We start from the raw sequence: 20,753 nt of genomic DNA, 5'->3' as shown, positions 1-20,753 counted from the left end.
TGAATGACCACCTCTTCGAGGACCTGGGTGGCTCGTCGCTCTCCGTCGTGCGCATCGCCGCGCGGATGCGCGAGGAGCTGGGCCAGCCGCTGCCCGTCGTGATGCTGTTCGAGCACCCCACGGTGCAGGACCTGGCCCGCGTGCTGGAGAAGCAAGGCACGGAGGCCGCGGCGAGCACGGCGCCCCAGACGGAGCCGGAGCCTCGGCGTCCCGTGTCCACGCCGTCGACGACGGGCGCCATCGCCATCGTTGGCATGGCCGGCCGCTTCCCGGGCGCGTCGTCCGTGGACGCGTTCTGGCGCAACCTGCGCGAGGGCGTCGAGTCCATCTCCCGATTCAAACCCGAGGAGCTGGAGCGCATGCCCGGGCTGCCCGAGGGCCTGGACCTGAGCCAGCACCCGGCGTTCGTCCCGGCCGGAGGCGTGCTTGAAGGCGCGGACCAGTTCGACCACGCGTTCTTCGACATGTCCCTGCGCGAGGCGCAGTGGGTGGACCCGCAGCAGCGCGTGTTCCTCCAGACCGCGTGGACGGCGCTGGAGGACGCGGGCATCGACCCCGAGCGTCACCCGGGGGCCATCTCGCTCTACGCGGGGGCCATCGACTCCGGCTACGCGGATGCGGTGCGCGCCACGATGCCGCTGGACGGCGCCGCGTTCTTCGAGCTCTACGGCACCGCGACCCACGAGAGCCTGGCCACGAAGACGTCCTTCAAGCTGGGACTCACCGGTGAGAGCGTCCTGCTCTACACCGCGTGCTCCACGGGACTCGTGGCGGTCCACATGGCCTGCCAGAACCTGCTGGCCGGCATGTCCGACGTCGCCATGGCCGGAGCCACGCGGCTGTCGGTGCCGCAGCGCACGGGCTACGTGTACCAGGAGGGGATGATCCTCTCGCCGGACGGGCACTGCCGCTCGTTCGACGCGTCCGCGCAAGGCACCGTCTCCGGCAACGGCGTCGCGTGCGTCGTGCTCAAGCGCCTGGAAGACGCCCAGCGGGATGGAGACTCCATCCACGCGGTGATTCGCGCGACGGCCACCAACAACGATGGCCGCGACAAGTCGGGCTTCACCGCGCCGAGTGTCCAGGGACAGACGGCCGTCATCCGGCAGGCGCTCGCGCGCTCCGGCGTGCGGCCCGAGGACATCGGCTACGTGGAGGCCCACGGCACGGCCACTTCGCTGGGAGACCCCATCGAGGTGACGGCGCTCCAGCGGGCCTACGGTCTGGGCGCCGAGCACCGGGGCACCATTGCCCTCGCCTCACTCAAGTCCAACGTCGGCCACCTGGACACGGTGGCGGGCCTCGCGGGCCTCATCAAGGTCGCGCTCTCGCTGCGGCACGGAGAGATTCCTCCGAGCCTGCACTTCGAGCGCCCCAATCCGCAGATCGACTTCGACGCCACCCCCTTCTTCGTCAACAACACCCTTCGGCCGTGGCCGAGGAGCGAGACCCCGCGGCGCGCCGCGGTCAGCTCCTTCGGCATTGGCGGGACCAACGCCCACGCCGTGCTCGAGGAATCCCCGATGTCTCCCAGCGGCACCAGTTCCAGGAAGCACCACCTGTTCGTCGTCTCGGCGCGGACGCCCGAGGCGCTGGAGGCGGCGTCGAAGCAGCTCGCGTCGCACGCGGAGGCGCAGGCCGAGCTGTCCTTCGCGGATGCCTCCTTCACCCTCGCACTGGGCCGCAAGGGCTTCGAGTACCGCCGCGCGGTGGTGGCTCACGACGCCGCGGAGTTGACCCGTCAGCTCCACAGGCCCTTCACACCGTCCAAGCTGAAGGACCTGGAGGCCACGCGCCGACGTCGTGTGGCGTTCATCTTCCCGGGCCAGGGCGCGCAGCAGCTCGGCATGGGGCGTGAGCTCATGGAGTCCGAGCCCACGTTCCGGACGCACCTCGACGCCTGCCTGTCGTTGCTGGAGCCGTCGCTGCGCACGCGGGTCCTCTCGCTGCTGTCCTCCGCTCCGGGTCAGGAGACGGAGCACGCGGCGCTGCTCGCGGACACCCGCGTGGCCCTGCCCGCGCTGTTCTCCGTCGAGTACTCACTCGCGCGGATGTGGATGGACTGGGGCCTGAAGCCGTATGCGGTCCTGGGCCACAGCTTCGGTGAGTACGCCGCCGCCTGCATCGCGGGGGCGCTGCCGCTGGAGGACGCCATCAAGCTCGCGGTGGTTCGTGGCGAGCTGATGCACCGCATGCCTCCAGGGGCCATGCTCGCCGTGGCGCTCCCCGAGTCGCAGGTGCTGCCGCTGCTGTCGAGCCGCATGTCCCTGGCCGCCGTCAACGCGGCGGACCGCTGCGTCGTCGCCGGTCCCATCGCGGAGGTGGAGCAGCTCCAGGAGACGCTGAACCGGCGGAGCGTGGGCGTGGTGCGGATGCCCGCGCCGCATGCCTTCCACTCGGCCGATGTGGAGCCGTTGATGCCGGAGCTCGCGCGGTTGGTGGCCTCGCTGCGCCGCTCCGAACCCACCCTGCGCTACGCCTCCAGCGTCACGGGCACCTGGGCCCAGCGCGGAACGCTGTCCGAGCCGCGCTATTGGGCGGACCAGATGCGCCAGCCCGTCCTCTTCTCGGACGCCGTCGGCGCGCTGCTGGAGGATGGCTGCAGCGTGCTGCTGGAGGTGGGCCCGGGACAGGACCTGACCCCGCTGGTGCGTGCGTCGCTGGGACAGGACAAGGACCGGGTGAAGGCGCTGGCCACGCTGCGTCGTGGGAACACGATGACGGAGCACGTGAGCCTGCTCACCTCGGTGGGAGAGCTGTGGACGCAGGGCATCGAGGTGGAGTGGTCCGCCTTCTTCGCCCACGAGCAGCGCCGCCGCCTGCACCTGCCCACCTATCCGTTCCAGGAGAAGCGCGTCTGGGTGGATGCGAAGCCGGTGGTCGCGCCCGTGCCGGCGGTCGTGGCGGAGTCCGCTCCGCTGCTGCGTGCCGCCTCCGGTGCGCCCCTCCCGGTCGCGGACACCCGTACCGTGACGGCCAGCCTGGAGCCACGTCGTCCCTCGATGACGGGCTTCATGCCTCCCATGCCTCCGCCCGCGCTGGTGACGTCGTCCGAGTCCGCCAGCGTCCGGCCCGTCGCGCTCGCGCCTGTCGCGCCCCCTCGACCGCCGGAGCCACCCGAGCCTGCTCCTGTCGTCGCGCAGACGCGCGAGGACGCGCCCCGAGGCCCCATCGAGGAGCGTCTCGCGGGACTCTGGCGTGAGCGGTTGGGCCTGGAGTTCGTCGGCCGTGACGACGACTTCCTGGAGATTGGCGGCAACTCGTTGATGGCCGCGCAGCTCCTCAACCAGGTCCGCGAGGCGTTCGGCGTCCAGCTCCCCCTGGCGGCGCTGTTCGAGGCTCCCACGGTGGCGGGCATCGCCCTGCGCATCGAGCCCCTGTTGAAGCAGGCGCCCTCCACGGAGCCGACGCGTGAGCTGCCGTTGGTCGCCCTCCCCCGCACGGGCGAGCTGCCGCTCTCCTTCGTCCAGGAGCGCGTGTGGCGGCTGGAGCAGCACCTGCCCGGGCTCTCCGCGTACAACATCCCCTTCGTCCTGCGGCTCGAAGGCGACATCGACGCGGTGACGCTGGAGCGCGCGGTCCAGGAGATCATCCGGAGGCACGAGGCCCTTCGGACGACCTACGACGTGGTCGACGGCCGCCCCGTCCAGCGCTTCCACGAGAGCGTGCGCATCCCGCTGCCCATCGTCGAGGTGAAGGGCGCGACGCCCGAGGCGCGCGAGGCCGATGCGATGCGCCTGGCTCGCGAGGAGGCCGTCGTCCCGTTCAACCTGGTGACGGGCCCCGTCATCCGGACCACCCTGCTCCGGCTGGAGCCGCGCCACTACATCTTCCTGGGCGGCATCCACCACGTCGTCTCCGACACGCTGTCCACGGCCATCTTCATCAACGAGCTGATGCAGCTCTACGCCGCGTTCAAGCAGGGCCGTCCGTCGCCACTCCCGGCGCTGCCCATCCAGTACGCGGACTTCGGCGCGTGGCAGCGCAACAGCATCAGCGACAACCGCTTCCCCGAGCAGGAGCAGTGGTGGCAGCAGCGCCTGTCGGGGATTCCTCGGCAGCTCGACCTGCCCACGGACCGCGAGCGCACGGCGACCCCCACGCTCAACTCGGTGCGCATGCCGGTGGAGTTCCCTCGCGCCCTGTCGCGTGAGCTGGCGGCGTTCGGCAAGCGCGAGGGCGTCACGCCCTACCTGTTGATTCTCGCCGCCTGGCAGACGCTGCTGCACCGGTACAGCGGCCAGACGGACATCATCGTCGGCACGCCCATCGGCAACCGGACCCGTCCGGAGCTGTTGACCCTCATCGGCTACGTGGCGCACTCGGCGGTGTTCCGCACGAGCTTCTCGGATGACCCCACTTTCCGCGAGCTGCTCAACCGCGTGCGGCAGGAGCTCAACGAGGTCCAGGCGCGTCCCGACGTGCCCTTCGAGTACCTGGTGGAGGAGCTGGTCCCCGGCAAGGACATTGGCCGGGGCCGCATGACGGACTCGGTCTTCGTGTTCCACAACGCCTTCAGCTCGGGCGCGGCGGTCATGGAGCTGACCGGCGTGCGCGGCTCCATCGTCGAAGTCCCAGACGGTCCCGTGCAGTGGGGCACCACGCTCTCCGACCTGTCGCTCATCCTGGGTGATGAGTCCGGCCGGGTGATTGGCGCCCTCGAGTACGCCACCGAGCTGTTCGACGCGGACACGGTCCGCCGGATGGTCGAGCACCTCCAGGTGATCCTCTCGTCAGCGATGGCCCAGCCCGACGAGCGGGTCTCCCGGCTGCCCATGGCGACAGAGGCCGAGCGCGCCGCGCTGCCCGCGCCTCGCGCTGTCCAGGTCTCGACGTCGATTCCCGCCCAGCTCGCGGAGCGGGCGAAGCGGAACCCGGGGGCCATCGCCGCGAGCATCGGCGACCAGGCTTCGACGTGGTCCGAGCTGGCCCGTCATGCGGAGTCGGTCGCCGCGCGCTTGCGCTCCTCGGGTGTCACCCCTGGCACTCCCGTCGCGGTCTGTCTGCCTCCCTCTCCCTCCAAGCTCGCCGTGCTGTGGGGAGTGCTCGACGCTGGTGGCGCGGTGGTGGCGCTGGGCGCCACGGACCTGGGCGGGCTCGCGACCTACGCGCCTCCTGGCGTCGCGACGCCCTTGCTCCTCACGTGGCGGGGGCTGGTGACCGCCTCCAAGCTGGACGCAACGCGAGTCCTCTACCTCGAGGACTTGATGCAGGGCTCCGCGCCGACGAGCGCGCCAGCCCCACAAGCAAACGCTCCCGCGTGGCTCTTGCCGGTGGGACCGGGACAGGCGACCTGGACGCTGGACCATCACGCCCTCGCGGAGCTGTTCACCGCGATGGACGGGCGGCTGCGTCCCTCCGAGGGCGGCACGTGGCTGGCCGCCGCGGATACGGCAGCGGAGCGGCCGGAGCTGGAGATGTTGTGGGCCTTGTCCCGCGGCCTGCGGGTGGCCTTCCCGTCCGAGGCGCTCTCCGCGCGGCTGCTTCGCCTCCAGGGGGGCGGTCCTCGCACCCAGGCGATGGACATGAGCCTCATCTACTTCGCGAACGATGAGGACTCCCTCACGGGGCCGAAGTACGAGCTGTTGATCGAAGGCTCGAAGTTCGCGGACACGCATGGCTTCTCCGCCATCTGGACGCCGGAGCGGCACTTCCACTCGTTCGGTGGGCTCTATCCGCAGCCCGCTGTCGTGGCGGCGGCGGTGGCGACCATCACGAAGAACCTGAAGCTGCGCTCCGGCAGCGTGGTGCTCCCGCTGCATGACCCCATGCAGGTCGCCGAGCAGTGGTCCGTGGTGGACAACCTCTCGGGCGGTCGCGTGGGCCTCTCGGTGGCGACGGGCTGGCACGTGGCGGACTTCTCCTTCGCCCCGGCCAACTTCGAGGACCGCCGCAACATCCTGCTGAAGAACCTGGCCACGCTGCGCGCGTTGTGGCGAGGCGAGAAGATGAAGCGCCTGGGCGGCGGCGGCGTGACGCTGGAGCTGGCCCTGCGCCCGAAGCCCGTGCAGAAAGAGCTGCCCGTGTGGCTCACGGCCGTGGGCAACCCCGAGACCTTCCGCATGGCGGGAGAGGTGGGCGCGGGCGTGCTCACGGGACTGTTCACACAGTCCCTCGAGGATCTGAAGCAGAAGGTCGCGCTGTACCGCGAGGCGTGGCGCCGCAACGGGCACCCCGGGCGTGGCCACATCACGCTGATGCTCCATGCGTTCATCGGCGATGACGAGCGGGAGGTGCTGGACCAGGTCCGCAAGCCGCTGATGGGTTACTTCCGAAGCTCGGCGGAGATCACCGCGTCCTTGCTGGCGGCCCAGGGCCACCAAGGGGAGATCGACAAGGTCTCCGAGGAGGACATCACCGCCCTCCTGGAGCGCACCTTCGAACAGCACGCGAAGAGCACGGGCCTCATCGGCACCATGGAGAGCGGCTACAAGCGCCTGCTCGAGGTGCGCGAGGCGGATGTCGATGAGGTCGCCGCGCTCATCGACTTCGGCATGACGACGCCCCTGGTGCTGCAGGGGCTCGAGCGGCTGTCGGTCATCCAGGAGCGACTGGTCCGTGAGGCCACCGCGCGCCAGGAGCAGGTCCTCGTCGAAGGCGACCAGGGGGTGGGTGAGGTGCTGGAGCTGGCCCGCGGCGCGGGTGCGGTCCTCCTCCACACGTCCGCGCGGCTCGCACGCACGTTGACGGAAGTGCCCGGTGCCCGCGAGGCGCTGAGCCCCGTGGGGGCGCTGGTGCTCGATGGTGCCTCGCCCGAGCTGGCCTCCGCGCTGGAGCAGGGCTCCGGCCTGCGGGTGCTGCTCGCGGGAGGAAGCCGCGAGGGCGCGCTGTTGCCTCGGGCTCCCGCTGAGAGAGTCCCGGAGGGCGTCCGCCCGTGGATCCTCGATGGCGCGGGTCGGTCCGTTCCCGTCGGCGTCGTGGGCGAGCTGGCCCTGGAAGGCGCCGGCCTGCCTTCGGGGCTGTGGAAGTCCGAGGACGAGGAGCGCCGACGACTGGTCGCGCACCCGACAGGTTCCACATCCCGCGTGTACCGCACCGGACGACACGCGCGTCTGCGCAGGGACGGGCGCGTGGAGTACGTGAAGGTCCCCGTGCCCAAGGCCTCGGCCCCCGCCGCCAAGGCACCGCCGTCCACGCGTGCCGACTCCCCTGCTCCGCGTCCGGCAGCCCCCTCCGCGCCCACGGGGATTCCTCGTGCGAGGAGGGACCGCGCGCTGCCGCTGTCCTTCGCGCAGCAGCGGCTCTGGTACTTGCAGCAGCTCGACCCGTCGAGCACCGCGTACAACAACAGCTCCAGCTTCCGGCTGGTGGGGCCGCTGGACGTCCCCGCGCTCCAGGCCGCGCTCGACGAGCTGGTGCGCCGTCACGAGGTGATGCGGACCACGTACCAGCTCACCGAGAACGGCGCCGCGCAGATCATCCACCTCAAGGGTGGACTGCCGATGCCGCTCGAGGAGGTGCACGGCGCGACGCCCGAGGAGCGCGAGGCCGCGATGATGCGCCGCTGCCGCGAGGAGAGCGCGCTGCCGTTCGACCTCGAGCGAGGGCCCGTCATCCGAGCGGTGCTGCTGCGCCTGGGTGAGCAGGAGCATGTGCTCAACCTGGTCATGCACCACGTCATCTCCGACGCGTGGTGCACGCTGGTGCTCGCGAGGGAGATGTCCATCCTCTATGCCTGCTTCAACGCGGGCATCGAGTCCCCGCTGCCCGAGCTGCCCGTGCAGTACGCGGACTTCGCCGTCTGGCAGCGCGAGTGGCTGGAGGGGGCCATCCTCGACGGCCAGCTCCGTTGGTGGAATGAGCAGCTGGTGGGCGTCTCCGCGCTGGAGCTGCCCACGGACCGGCCACGTCCGGCGGTGCAGTCCTACGACGGCGGCAGCCTGCGCTTCGTGATGGGCCGTGATGTGACGGAGCCGCTGCTGTCGCTCGGTCGCAAGGAAGGCGCCACGTCGTTCATGGTGCTGATGTCGCTCTTCCAGGTGTTGCTGGGCCGCCACGCGGGCCAGGACGACTTCGCCGTCGGCATCCCCATCGCGGGCCGCACGCAGCCCGAGACGGAGGGGCTGATCGGCTGCTTCGTCAACACGCTGGCGATGCGCACCCAGCTCACGGGGGCCCCGTCCTTCCGCGAGCTGCTGGGCCGGGTGAAGCAGCAGTCGCTCGGAGCGTTCTCGCGTCAGGATGCTCCCTTCGAGCGGCTCATCGAGTTGCTCCAGACGCCCCGGGACCAGAGCCGCACGCCGGTCTTCCAGGTCGTCCTCAACGTCATCAACACGCCCGCCGCGGACGCGACGCATCAGTCGCTCAAGCTGAGCCAGGTCGATGTCGCCACGGGCACGTCGAAGTTCGACATCAGCCTCGAGGTCATCGAGACCCAGGGCGAGCTCCACTGCCGCTTCGAGTACGCGGCGAAGCTCTTCGACGAGAGCACGATGCAGCGCCTCGTCGAGCGCCTCTCCGCGCTCGCGCGCGCGGTGGTGGCGGCTCCGGACCTGTCGGTGCAGCGCCTGCCGCTGATGGACGAGGCGGAGCGGCGGACGGTGCTGGTGGAGTTCCAGGGCCGCGCGGAGGCGTACCCCCGGGACACCACCCTGCACGCCCTCATCGAGGAGCAGGTGCGCCGCACCCCGGCCGCGGAGGCTGTGCGCTTCGAGGAGAGCACCCTCACCTACGCGCAGCTGGATGCGAAGGCGAACCAGCTCGCGCATCACCTGCGCACGCTGGGGGCACGGCCCGGAGTCCTGGTGGGCGTGTGCCTGGAGCGCTCGCTGGACCTGGTGGTGTCACTCCTCGGTGTCATGAAGTCCGGCGCGGCCTACGTGCCGTTGGACCCGGGCTACCCGCGTGAGCGACTGGCCGGGATGCTGGAGGACGCGGACGCCCCAGTGCTCCTCACGCATGAGCACCTGAAGTCCGTGCTGCCGTCGCACAGCTCGCGAGTGGTGTGCCTGGACAGCGAGTGGCCGGTCATCTCCCGCCAGCCCACCGCGACGCCCGCGTCGCTGGCGGGGGCGGAGGCGCTGGCCTACGTCATCTTCACCTCCGGCTCCACGGGACGGCCGAAGGGCGCGATGAACGGGCACGCGGGAATCGTCAACCGCCTGAAGTGGATGCAGCAGGAGTACGCGCTGACGGGTGCGGACACGGTGCTGCAGAAGACGCCGTTCAGCTTCGACGTGTCCGTGTGGGAGTTCTTCTGGCCGCTGCTGACGGGCGCGAGGCTCGTGGTGGCGAAGCCGGGCGGACACCAGGACCCGGCGTACCTGGCTCGACTGATGGTGGAGCAGCGCGTGACGACGGTGCACTTCGTGCCGTCGATGCTGCGAGCCTTCCTGGAGGAGCCGGGGCTGGAGAAGCTCACGCACCTGAAGCGCGTGGTGTGCAGTGGTGAAGCGCTGACGGTGGACCTGGTGGACAAGGCCCACGCGAAGCTGCCGGCGAGCACGGAGGTCCACAACCTCTACGGCCCGACGGAAGCGGCGGTGGACGTCTCGTACTTCCACTGCGCACGAGGGTTGAGCCGCACGTCCATTCCGATTGGCCGGCCGGTGGCGAACACGCGGCTCTATGTCCTGGATGGACAGGGCCAGCCGACGCCCGTGGGCGTGCCCGGAGAGCTCTTCATCGGCGGCGTGCAGGTAGGCCAGGGCTACTGGCGCAAGCCGCAGCTCACGTCGGAGCGCTTCCTCGCGGACGACATCTCGGGCGACACCCGAGGGAAGCTGTACCGCACGGGCGACGTGGCCCGGTGGATGCCGGACGGAACGCTGGAGTACCTGGGCCGCGCGGACTTCCAGGTGAAGCTGCGAGGCTTCCGCATCGAGCTGGGGGACATCGAAGCCGCCCTGCTCTCCCACCCCTCCGTGCGCGAGGCCGCCGTCCTCCTGCGCGAGGACACTCCAGGAGACCAGCGCCTCGTCGCCTACGTCACCGGTGACGCGGAGCCGCTCGACGCGGCGCTGCTCCGGGGCCACCTCCAGTCGAGGCTGCCCGAGTACATGGTGCCCTCGGCCTTCACGCACCTGGGCGTCCTGCCGCTGTCGCCGAGCGGCAAGGTGGACCGCAAGGCGCTCCCCGTGCCCGAGGCCCCGGTCGTCCAGGCCGGTCGTTATGTGGCGCCTCGGACGCCGATGGAAGAGTCGCTGGCCACCCTCTTCGCGCAGGTCCTGGGCGTCGAGCGCGTGGGAATCCACGACGGCTTCTTCGAGCTGGGCGGTCACTCACTGCTCGCCACACAGGTGATGGTCCGCGTCCGGACCACGCTCGGCATGGAGTTGCCGCTGCGCACGCTGTTCGAGTCGCCCTCCGTGGCGGCGCTCGCGGAGCGGCTCGAAGCCAGGAGCGGGGCTGCTCGTCCCGCGGTGAAGCTCCCGCCGCTGGTCCGAGTGGACCGCGCCGGGCATCTCCCACTCTCCTTCGCGCAGCAGCGCCTGTGGCTCGTCAGCCAGCTCACCGGGGCCACGAGCGCGTACAACATCCCGCTCGCGCTGAAGCTGGAGGGCACGCTGGACCTGTCCGCGCTCCAGCGAGGTTTCGACGCGCTGATGGAGCGTCACGAGGCCCTGCGCACCACCTTCAGCACGGAAGGTGACCTCCCCGTGCAGGTCATCCACCCGGCCTTCCCGCTGCCGTTCCAGTTCGTCGACCTCTCGTCGTTCGGGAGCACCGAGGCACGAGAGGCGGAGTGCCTGCGGCTGGCGCTGGAAGAGTCTCGGCGTCCGTTCGACCTGGTGAGCGGCCCGCTGGCCCGCGCGCTCCTCCTGAAGCTCGGAGAGCAGGAGCACGCGCTGGTGCTCAACATGCACCACATCGTCTCGGACGGCTGGTCCACCGGTGTCCTGGTCCGCGAGATGGCCGCGCTCTATGCCGCCTTCCGCGAAGGCCGTCCGTCGCCGCTGCCGGAGCTGCCGGTGCAGTACGCCGACTACGCAGCCTGGCAGCGCGACTGGCTCAAGGGCGAAGTGCTGGAGACACAGGCGGGTTACTGGAGGAAGAAGCTCGAGGGGGCGCCGCACCACCTGGAGCTGACGACGGACAAGCCTCGGCCTCCGCAGCAGACCTTCCACGGCGCGGCGGTGATGCTCCACCTGCCCTTGCACGTCACCCAGGCGCTGGAGTCCCTCGCGAAGAAGGAAGGCGCCACGCCGTTCATGGTGTTGCTGGCGGCGTACCAGCTCGTCCTGCATCGCCACTCGGGTCAGGCCGACATCCTGGTGGGCTCGCCCATCGCCGGCCGACGCCTGGCGGAGTCCGAGGCCCTCATCGGCTACTTCGCGAACACGCTGGTCCTTCGCACGCGGCTCCGGAGCGAGGACACGTTCCGCGAGTTGCTGACGCAGGTCCGGGACACGACGCTGGAGGCCTACGAGCACCAGGACGTGCCCTTCGAGAAGCTGGTGGAGGACCTCCGCCCGGCGCGTGACGCCAGTCGCACGCCGCTGTTCCAGGTCTCCTTCACGCTGCAAAACGCGCCGCTGCCGACGCTGACCCTGCCCGGTCTGTCGCTGCGGCCCATGGACCATCACCACGGCGTCATCCGCTTCGACCTGGAGCTCCAGCTCCATCGGACGGAGGACGGCTTCCGGGGCGGCATCAACTACGCCACCTCCCTCTTCGACCACGACACCGTGGCCGCGCTGGCGAGCCACCTGTGCAGCGTGTTGGAGGTGGCCGTCGCCACGCCGGACGTGCCGCTCGCCCAGGTCTCGATGCTCACCCAGGAGGAGCGTCGCCGCATCCTCGTCGAGTGGAACGACACCCCGCCGAGCACACCTCGCGCGGCGTCGATTCACGAGGCCTTCGCCCGGCAGGTGGAGCACGCGCCGAACGCCATCGCGCTGTCCTTCGCCGACGGCCAGCTCACCTATGCGGAGCTGCGGTCGCGCGCGCATCAAGTCGCCCATCACCTGCAGGCGATGGGGGTTCGTCCGGGAACCCGCGTGGGCCTGTGCATGGAGCGCTCGCCCGAGCTCATCATCGGACTGCTCGGCATCCTCCAGACGGGCGCGGCCTACGTGCCGCTGGAGCCCAGCTACCCCGCGGAGCGCCTCTCGTGGATCCTCCGCGAGTCCGGCGTCACCGTCCTGCTGACCCAGGAGCACCTGGCCGACGAGCTGCCCGAGCTGGGCTGCCTGTTGGTGCTGCTCGACGCGGAATGGAACCACATCGCGAAGCGGCCCACGTCCGCGCCCACCGCCGTCGTGAGCGAGGAGTCGCTGGCCTACGTGATGTTCACCTCGGGAAGCACCGGACACCCCAAGGGTGTCTGCGTTCCGCACCGGGGCGTGACGCGGCTCGTGCAGGGCAACACGTTCATGCGCTTCGGGCCGGAGGAGGTCTTCCTCCAGAACGCGCCCGCGGCGTTCGATGCCTCCACCCTGGAGATCTGGGGCGCGCTGCTCAACGGCGGACGGCTGGTCCTCGCGCCCCCGAAGGCGCAGTCGCTCGAAGCACTGGCCTCGCTGGTGAGCAGCTCCGGTGTCACGTCGCTGTGGCTGACGGCGGCGCTGTTCGACCAGGTGGTCCAGCACGAGGGCGAGGCCCTGGCCCGCGTGCGTCAGGTGCTCGCGGGCGGTGACGTGCTGCCGGTGCAGCGCGTGGCGGAGCACCTCGCGCGGCTGTCTCCGGACGCAGTGCTCATCAACGGCTATGGCCCCACGGAGAACACCACGTTCTCCGCGACGCACACGCTGCGCGCCGGAGACACCGTGGGCCGCTCGGTGCCCATCGGCCGGCCGCTGTCGAGCTCCACGGCCTACGTGCTGGATGCTTCGTTCCAGCCCGTGCCGCCGGGAATCCCCGGGGAGCTGTTCGTGGGAGGCGATGGCCTGGCGTGGGGTTACCTCAACCGTCCGGACCTCACGGCCGAGCGCTTCGTCCCCCACCCCTTCGCCACGACGCCGGGTGCCCGCCTGTACCGCACGGGTGACAAGGTGCGCTGGCGCATGGATGGGACGCTGGAGTTCATGGGCCGCGTCGACTTCCAGGTGAAGATCCGCGGCTTCCGCATCGAGCCCGGTGAGGTGGAGGCGACGCTGCGAGGCTTCGCCGGTCTGCGCGACGTCGTCGTGGTGGCGCGCGAGGATGTCCCGGGCGACAAGCGGCTGGTCGCCTACGTCGTCGCGGAGAGCGCGGACCTGGACGTCGCGGGGCTGAAGACCTACGCCCAGCGGCAGTTGCCCGAGTACATGGTGCCGTCCGCCTTCGTGGTGCTGCCCACCCTGCCGCTGTCCTCCAACGGCAAGGTGGACCGCAAGTCGCTGCCCGCGCCGGAGGTGCCGGAAGAGAAGGCGTCGGCCGAAGCAGCGCCACGCAATCAACTCGAAGAACAGCTCGCGGCCATCTGGGCGGAGGTCCTGCACCGCGACAGCGTGGGCATCCACGACGACTTCTTCGAGCTGGGCGGCCACTCGCTCCTGGCGACGCAGGTCGTCTCACGCATCCGCGCGACGTTGGGTATCGAGCTCCCGCTGGGAGACTTGTTCGGTGCGCCCACGGTGGCCGAGCTCGCGGCCCGCCTGGGAGCCGCCACGGGCAGCCAGGCCCCGGCCATCACTCGCGTCCCGAGGACGGGGGACCTGCCCCTGTCGTTCGCCCAGCAGCGCCTGTGGTTCGAGGACCAGCTCAAGCCCGGGTCCTCGCTCTACAACAACCCGTTCCCCCTGCGTCTGGAGGGGACCTTGGACGAGCGTGTGCTCCGCCGCACCTTCGATGAGCTGGTGCGTCGTCACGAGTCGCTCCGCACCGTCTTCCGCGCGGAGGCCGGTCGGCCCGTGCAGAAGATCCTCCCGGCGACCTTCGCTCCGCTGCGCAAGGTGGACCTCTCGCGCATCGACGAGGAGGACCTGCGCAAGTCGGAGGCCCTGCGTCTGGTCAACGAGGAGGCCCGCGCCCCGTTCGACCTGGCCCGTGGACCCTTGTTGAGGACCCTGCTGGTGAAGCTCCAGCCGGAGGACCACATCCTGGTCCTGCACGTGCATCACATCGTCTCGGACGGCTGGTCGTTGGGCGTGTTCGTGCGCGAGCTGACGACACTCTATGAGTCCTTCCGCCGAGGACTGCCGTCGCCACTGCCGGAGCTGGCCATCCAGTACGCGGACTACGCGGTCTGGCAGCGCAACTGGCTGCAGGGCAGCAACCTCAAGGCGCAGCTTGGCTGGTGGAGGCAGCATCTGGAGGGTGCGCCACAGGCGTTGGAGCTGCCCACGGACAAGCCTCGTCCGGCGGTGTTCAATCACCGCGGCGCCGTCACGAAGGTGCGCATCCCGCTGAAGTTGACCCGGGCCCTGGAGGCCCTGGCGCAGGAGGAAGGCAGCACGCCGTACATGGTGCTGTTGGCCGCGTACCAGACGCTGCTGCACCGGTACTCGGGCCAGGATGACATCCTGGTGGGGTCGCCCATCGCCAACCGGAACCTGGCGGACACGGAGGGGCTGATCGGCTTCTTCGTGAACACGATCATCCTTCGCGCGCGCTTCCAGACCGGAACGTCCTTCCGGACGCTGCTCAAGCAGGTGCGTGAAGGAACGCTGGGAGCGTTCGAGCACCAGGGCGTGCCGTTCGAGAAGATCGTCGAGGAGATGTCGACCCAGCGTGACGCGAGCCGCACGCCGCTGTTCCAGGCGAGCTTCACGCTCCAGAACGCGCCGCTGTCGGAGATCCTCCTGCCCGAGCTGTCCGTCTCGCAGGCGGATATGGATGAAATCGAGCTCTCGATGTTCGACCTGGCCCTGGACCTCACCCGGGCGCCCGAGGGCTTCGTCGGGGGCATCGTCTACAACACGAACCTCTTCGTGCCCGAGACGATGCAGCGCTTCGTGCAACACCTCCTGGTGCTGCTGCACGCCATCGTGACGGGGCCGGACACGCCGTTGGCGGCGTTGCCGCTGATTCCCCTGGAGGAGCGGCAGCGCGTCCTGGAGGAGTGGAACCACACGGAGGCCGACTATCCCGGGGAGGCCACCATCCCCGCGCTGTTCACCGAGCAGGCCCGGCGGACACCCGAGGCGGTGGCGCTCCAGTTCGAGGGACAGCAGCTCACCTACGCGGAGCTGGACGAGCGCTCGAACCGGCTGGCCCGGCACCTGCTGTCGCTGGGCATGGGGCCGGAGTCACGCCTCGCCGTGTGCATCCCCCGAAGCCTGGAGCTCTATGTCGCGCTGCTGGGCATCTTGAAGGCGGGAGGCTGCTACGTCCCGCTCGACACGTCGCTCCCCACGCAGCGGCTCACCTTCATGCTCGAGGACGCCCGCGTCGCCGGAGTCCTCACGGTGAGCTCCGCCGAGCAGGTGTTGCCTGGGGGCGACTGGCCCGTGGTGATGCTCGACACGGAGTGGGAGCACATCGCGCGCCAGCCCGCACAGGCGCCTCACCTGGCGCTGCACTCGGACCAGCTCGCCTACGTCACGTACACGTCGGGCTCGACGGGAACGCCCAAGGGCGTGGCCATCACCCATCGGAGCGTGATGCGGCTCATCGCGGGGATCGGCTTCGTCCCGCGTGATTCCGCGGAGGTCGTCCTCCAGGTGTCTCCGATGACGTTCGACCCGTCGGCCCTGGAGATCTGGAGCGCGCTGCTCATGGGGGCCCGGCTCGTCGCGTATCCGCCGCGCCCGCCGGAGGTGGCGGAGCTGGCGCGAGTCCTGACCGAGAACCACGTCACGACCGCGCTGCTGGCCACCGCGCTCTTCGATGTGATGCAGCAGCATCAGCCGGAGGCCCTGTCACGACTGCCCCGCCTGTGGGTGGGAGGCGACGCCCTCCCCGCGCCCCGGGCTCGCGAGCGCCTGGCGCAAGGGGGGCTGCTCCTCAACGCGTATGGCCCCACCGAAGCCACGGTCGCCGCGACCCAGCACGTCCTGTCGCCCGGCGAGTCCGTGGAGGACTCGGTGCCCATCGGGCGGCCGCTGCCCAACACCCAGGTCTACGTCCTGGACACCGCGCTGAACCCGGTCCCGGTGGGGGTACCGGGCGAGCTGTTCATCGGAGGACCGGGGCTGGCCCGTGGCTATCACGGGCGGCCGGACCTCACCGCCGAGCGCTTCATCCCGCATCCCTTCGCCCCCACGCCGGGCGAGCGCCTCTATCGCACGGGGGACCGCGTGTGCTGGACGCAGGCGGGGACGCTGCGCTTCCTGGGCCGCATCGACTTCCAGGTGAAGGTGCGGGGCTTCCGCATCGAGCTGGGGGAGATCGAAGCGGCCCTGCGCGCGCATCCCGAGGTCCGAGAGGCCGCCGTGGTGGTCCGTGAGGACGTGCCCGGAGACAAGCGGCTGGTGGCCTACCTCGCGACCGCGGAGGGGCATCCCCTCCAGGGTGAGGAACCCAAGGCGTGGCTGCGTCAGCGCCTGCCCGAGTACATGGTCCCCGCGGCCCTCGTGTACCTGCCCGCGTTGCCGCAGACGGAGCACGGCAAGGTGGATCGCCGCGCCCTGCCAGCCCTGGAGGGCCGGGTCGCGGAGTCCCATCGGCCCTACGAGGCACCCGCGACGCAGCTCGAGGCGAAGCTGGCGGAGCGCTGGATGACGTTGCTCCAGGTGTCCCGCGTGGGACGCCATGACAACTTCTTCGAGCTAGGAGGCCATTCGTTGCTGGCCACGCGGCTGACGGCGGCCCTGCGCGAAGACCTGGGCGTCGAACTGGAGGTCCGAGTCCTCTTCGAGTTCCCCACGCTGGCCTCGCTCGCGAAGCGGCTGCAAACGGAGCTGTCGGACGAGCGCAGCACCGCGTTGGCGCTGCCGCCCATGACCCTGGCGAAGCGAGGCGGCACGTTCCCCGTCTCCTTCGCGCAGCAGCGACTGTGGTTCCTGGATCAGCTCCAGCCGGGACACCCGCTGTACAACATCCCCTCGGCGCTGAAGCTGCTGGGCCAGGTCGACCTGCCGTCGTTCCAGCGCGCCTTCGATGTGTTGATCGAGCGTCATGAGGCCCTGCGCACGACGTTCCGGATGGAGAACGGAGAGCCGCGTCAGGTCATCCACGCGCCTGCGAGCCTGCCCATCAAGCTCGTGGACCTGGGGACGCTGCCGCCCGAGCGGCACGAGGCCGAGGTGCTCCGCATCGCGACCGAGGATGCGCAGGCGTCGTTCGACCTCGGCAAGGGCCCCCTCCTCCGAGTCACGGCGGTGCGGGTCACTCCGACCGAGCATGTGCTGCTGGTGTGCATGCACCACATCATCTCGGACGGCTGGTCCATGAGTGTGCTGGTGCGTGAGCTGACCCAGCTCTACCTGGCCTTCCAGCGAGGCGCCCCGTCGCCGCTGCCGCCGGTGGCGATGCAGTACGTGGACTACGCGACGTGGCAGCGGAACTGGCTCCAGGGAGACGCGCTGCGAGCACAGCTCTCCTGGTGGACGAAGCACCTCGACGGTGCGCCCGCGGCGTTGGAGCTCCCCACGGACAAGCCGCGTCCCGCCGCGTTGTCCTCGGGTGGTGCCCTGCTCCCCGTGCAGTTGACCCCGGCGCTGAGCGACGCCGTGGACGCGATGACCAAGAAGGAGAAGGTCACCCCGTTCATGCTGTTCCTGGCCGCGTTCCAGGCCCTGCTCCAGCGGTACTCCGGGCAGGATGACGTGGTGGTCGGCTCGCCCATCGCGGGCCGCCGCCACGCGCAGACCGAGGGCATGCTGGGTGTGTTCATCAACACCCTGGCCCTGCGGGCTCGCTTCACGCCCGAGCTGACGTTCCGAGGCCTGCTCTCGCAGGTCCGGGACGCGACGCTCGGCGCCTACGAGCACCAGGACCTCCCGTTCGAGCGACTGGTGGAAGCGCTCCAGCCCGCGCGAGACCTGGGCCGCACGCCGTTGTTCCAGGCGATGTTCGTGCTCCAGAACGCGCCCATGACGGAGGTCACGTTCCCCGAGCTGACGCTCAAGAACGTGGAGGTCGAGCACGTCTCGACGAAGTTCGAGCTCAACCTCCACCTGCTGCGAGTGGCCGAGCGGTACCAGGGCGGCCTCTTCTTCAGCACCGACCTGTTCGAGTCCTCCACCGCCGAGCGGCTGATGCGCCACTTCCATCAGCTCCTCGAGCGTGCGATGGCCTCGCCCGATGCCCCGCTGTCCACCTTGTCCCTGCTCTCGGACCCGGAGCGCCAGCGGCTGCTCGAGGACACTCGGCCCGCCGAGGTGACGGTGGCGTCGGAGCTGCCGTTCCATCGCCTCTTCGAGCAGCAGGCCGCGAGGACGCCCGAGGCCCCCGCCGTCCGCTGCGAAGACCAGGTGTGGACCTACCGTCAGCTCGATGAGCGGGCCAATCAACTCGCGCATCACCTGGTCAAGGCGGGGGTGAAGCGGGATGTGCCCGTGGCCCTGTGCATGGAGCGCGGTGTGGAGCTGGTCGCCGCGCTGCTCGGTGTGCTCAAGGCGGGAGGCGCCTACGTCCCGCTGGAGCCGTCGCAGCCCGCGGCCCGCCTGCGCGGACTGGTGGAGGAAGTGTCCTCGCCCGTCGTCGTGACGGAGGCTCGCCACGCGGGAGCCTTCGAAGGCCTGGCCCTCCAGTGCGTGCGCATGGATGCGGACGCCGCGCTGCTCGCGAGCCTGCCCGTCGACGCCCCCCGAGTGGACATCCAGCCGGACCAGCTGGCCTACGTGCTCTTCACGTCAGGCAGCACGGGCCGGCCCAAGGGCGTGGCGGTTCCCCACGGTCAGCTCATGAGCTACGTCCACGCGGCCATCGACCGCCTGAGCCTCACCGAGTGCCAGAGCTTCGCCCTGGTCTCCACGTTCGCGGCGGACCTGGGCAACACGGTGCTGTTCCCTGCCCTGGTGACCGGCGGCCTGTTGCATGTGGTGACGCAGGAGCGAGCACGCAGCCCCGAAGGCCTGGCGGAGTACCTCCATGGCCATGCGGTGGACTGCATGAAGATCGTCCCGTCGCACCTGGCGGCGATGCTGTCGGTGGTCGAGCCCCAGCGTGTCTTGCCGCGCAAGCGGCTGGTGCTGGGGGGCGAGTCGTCTTCGTGGGCCCTGCTGGAGCGAGTCCACGCGCTCATGCCCGGGTGCGAGGTGTTCAACCACTACGGCCCGACGGAGACGACGGTGGGCGTGCTCGCGGGGCGGGTGGATCTGCCGCCCGGCGACAAGGCGCCGGCGCAGGTCCCGCTGGGCCGGGCGCTGGGACAGACGCGGCTCTACGTGTTGGACACGACTCGGCAGCCCGTGCCCGTGGGCATGCCCGGTGAGCTGTACGTGGGGGGGCCGCAGGTGGCGCGCGGCTACTTCGGCCGCCCGGAGCTGACGGAGGAGCGATTCCTGCGCGACCCCTTCAGCAAGGTGCCCGGTGCTCGCATGTACCGCACGGGAGACCGGGTGCGTTGGCTCGAGGATGGCCGCGTCGAGTTCATCGGCCGCGTGGACTTCCAGGTGAAGGTGCGGGGCTTCCGCGTCGAGCCCGGAGAAGTCGCCGCGGCGCTGCGCGAGCACTCGGGGTTGAGGGACGCCATCGTCGTGGCTCGAGGCGACGGTCATGGAGACCGGAAGCTGGTGGCCTATGTCGTGGCGGCTGGTGACTCCGCTCCGGAAGTGGCCACGCTGAAGGCCTGGCTCCAGCAGCGCCTGCCCGAGTACATGGTGCCGTCCGCCATCACGCTCCTCCCCGCCCTGCCCCTGACGCTGAACGGCAAGGTGGACACGAAGGCCCTGCCGGAGCCGACCCTGGATGCCACGGGTTCCGAGGCCCTGGTCGCTCCGAGGACACCGCTGGAGCTGAAGCTGGCGCGAGTCTGGGAGGACGTGCTCTCCGTCAAGCCGGTGGGGGTCCGCTCCAACTTCTTCGAACTGGGCGGCCACTCGCTGTTGGCCGTGCGCTTGATGACGGCCGTGAGCGAGGCGGTGGGCCGGCCTGTTCCCCTGGCCGCGCTCTTCCAGGCGCCCACCGTGGAGCAACTCGCCGCCCTCTTGCAGGGGGCTGCCCGGACCCAAGGCAAGCCGTCGTCCCTGGTGCCCTTCGGGACCGTGACCACCGAGGGGAAGACACCGTTCTTCTGCGTGCATCCGGTGGGCGGCAGTGTCTTCTGCTACGCGGAGCTGGCTCGACGGCTCGGGGCGGACCGGCCCTTCATCGGCCTCCAGGCTCGGGGCATGGAGGGGGACGGCGCGCCTCGCGACTCCGTGGAGGAGATGGCCCGGGCCTACCTCTCCGAGATGCGTGAGGTCCAACCTCATGGACCCTACCTCCTGGGGGGATGGTCGCTCGGTGGCGTCATCGCCTACGAGATGGCTCGGCAGCTCCGGGAGCAAGGTGAACAGGTGGCGATGGTCGCGCTCATCGACGCCTATGCACCGGGCGCGGTGAAGGCGCCGGCCCCTTCGGAGCTGGACCGGCTCCAGGTCGTGGCCCTGTTCGCGAGGGACCTGCTCGGGGCCTCCTTGTCGAACCTGGAGGGCCTCGACCTGAGTGCCCTCTCCGCGATGGAGCCGGACGCGGTGCTGGATGCGCTCCTGGCCACGGCGGCCCGCGCGGGAGTGCTGCCTCCCGGGACGGACCCGGAGCGGCTGAAGTCACTCCTTCGTGTCTTCGAGGCTCACCTGGGCGCCGCCCGCCGCTACGTGGCCACGCCCACGACGGGGCGCGTGCTGTTGCTCAAGGCCGCGGAGCACGACGCGAGCCTGCCCTCGGATGGGGGCTGGTCCTCGCTCGTGGGGACGGGCCTGGAGCGGCACTCGGTGACGGGAGACCACTACGGCCTCCTGCGTGCGCCGGGCGTCAGTGAGCTGGCGGAGCGGCTCCGCGAGGCGCTGAAGAACCTGCCGTGA

The 20,753-nt window shown here is 70.3% G+C and carries 1 protein-coding gene (only partly in view); it reads left to right on the top strand.

Annotation, left to right across the window (positions count from 1 at the left end; all coding sequences use genetic code 11):
- On the top strand, nucleotides 1–20,753 hold the 3' portion of the coding sequence (locus MYSTI_RS20515) for a hybrid non-ribosomal peptide synthetase/type I polyketide synthase (protein WP_015349700.1). Its footprint begins 19,063 nt before the window's first position; 20,753 of the gene's 39,816 nt are visible here — the last part of the coding sequence; its start codon lies off the left edge, out of view; the stop codon is at nucleotides 20,751–20,753.

Source organism: Myxococcus stipitatus DSM 14675 (assembly GCF_000331735.1).
In the GTDB taxonomy this organism is placed as follows: Bacteria; Myxococcota; Myxococcia; order Myxococcales; family Myxococcaceae; genus Myxococcus; species Myxococcus stipitatus.
This window is presented reverse-complemented; position numbering and strand designations above follow the sequence as displayed.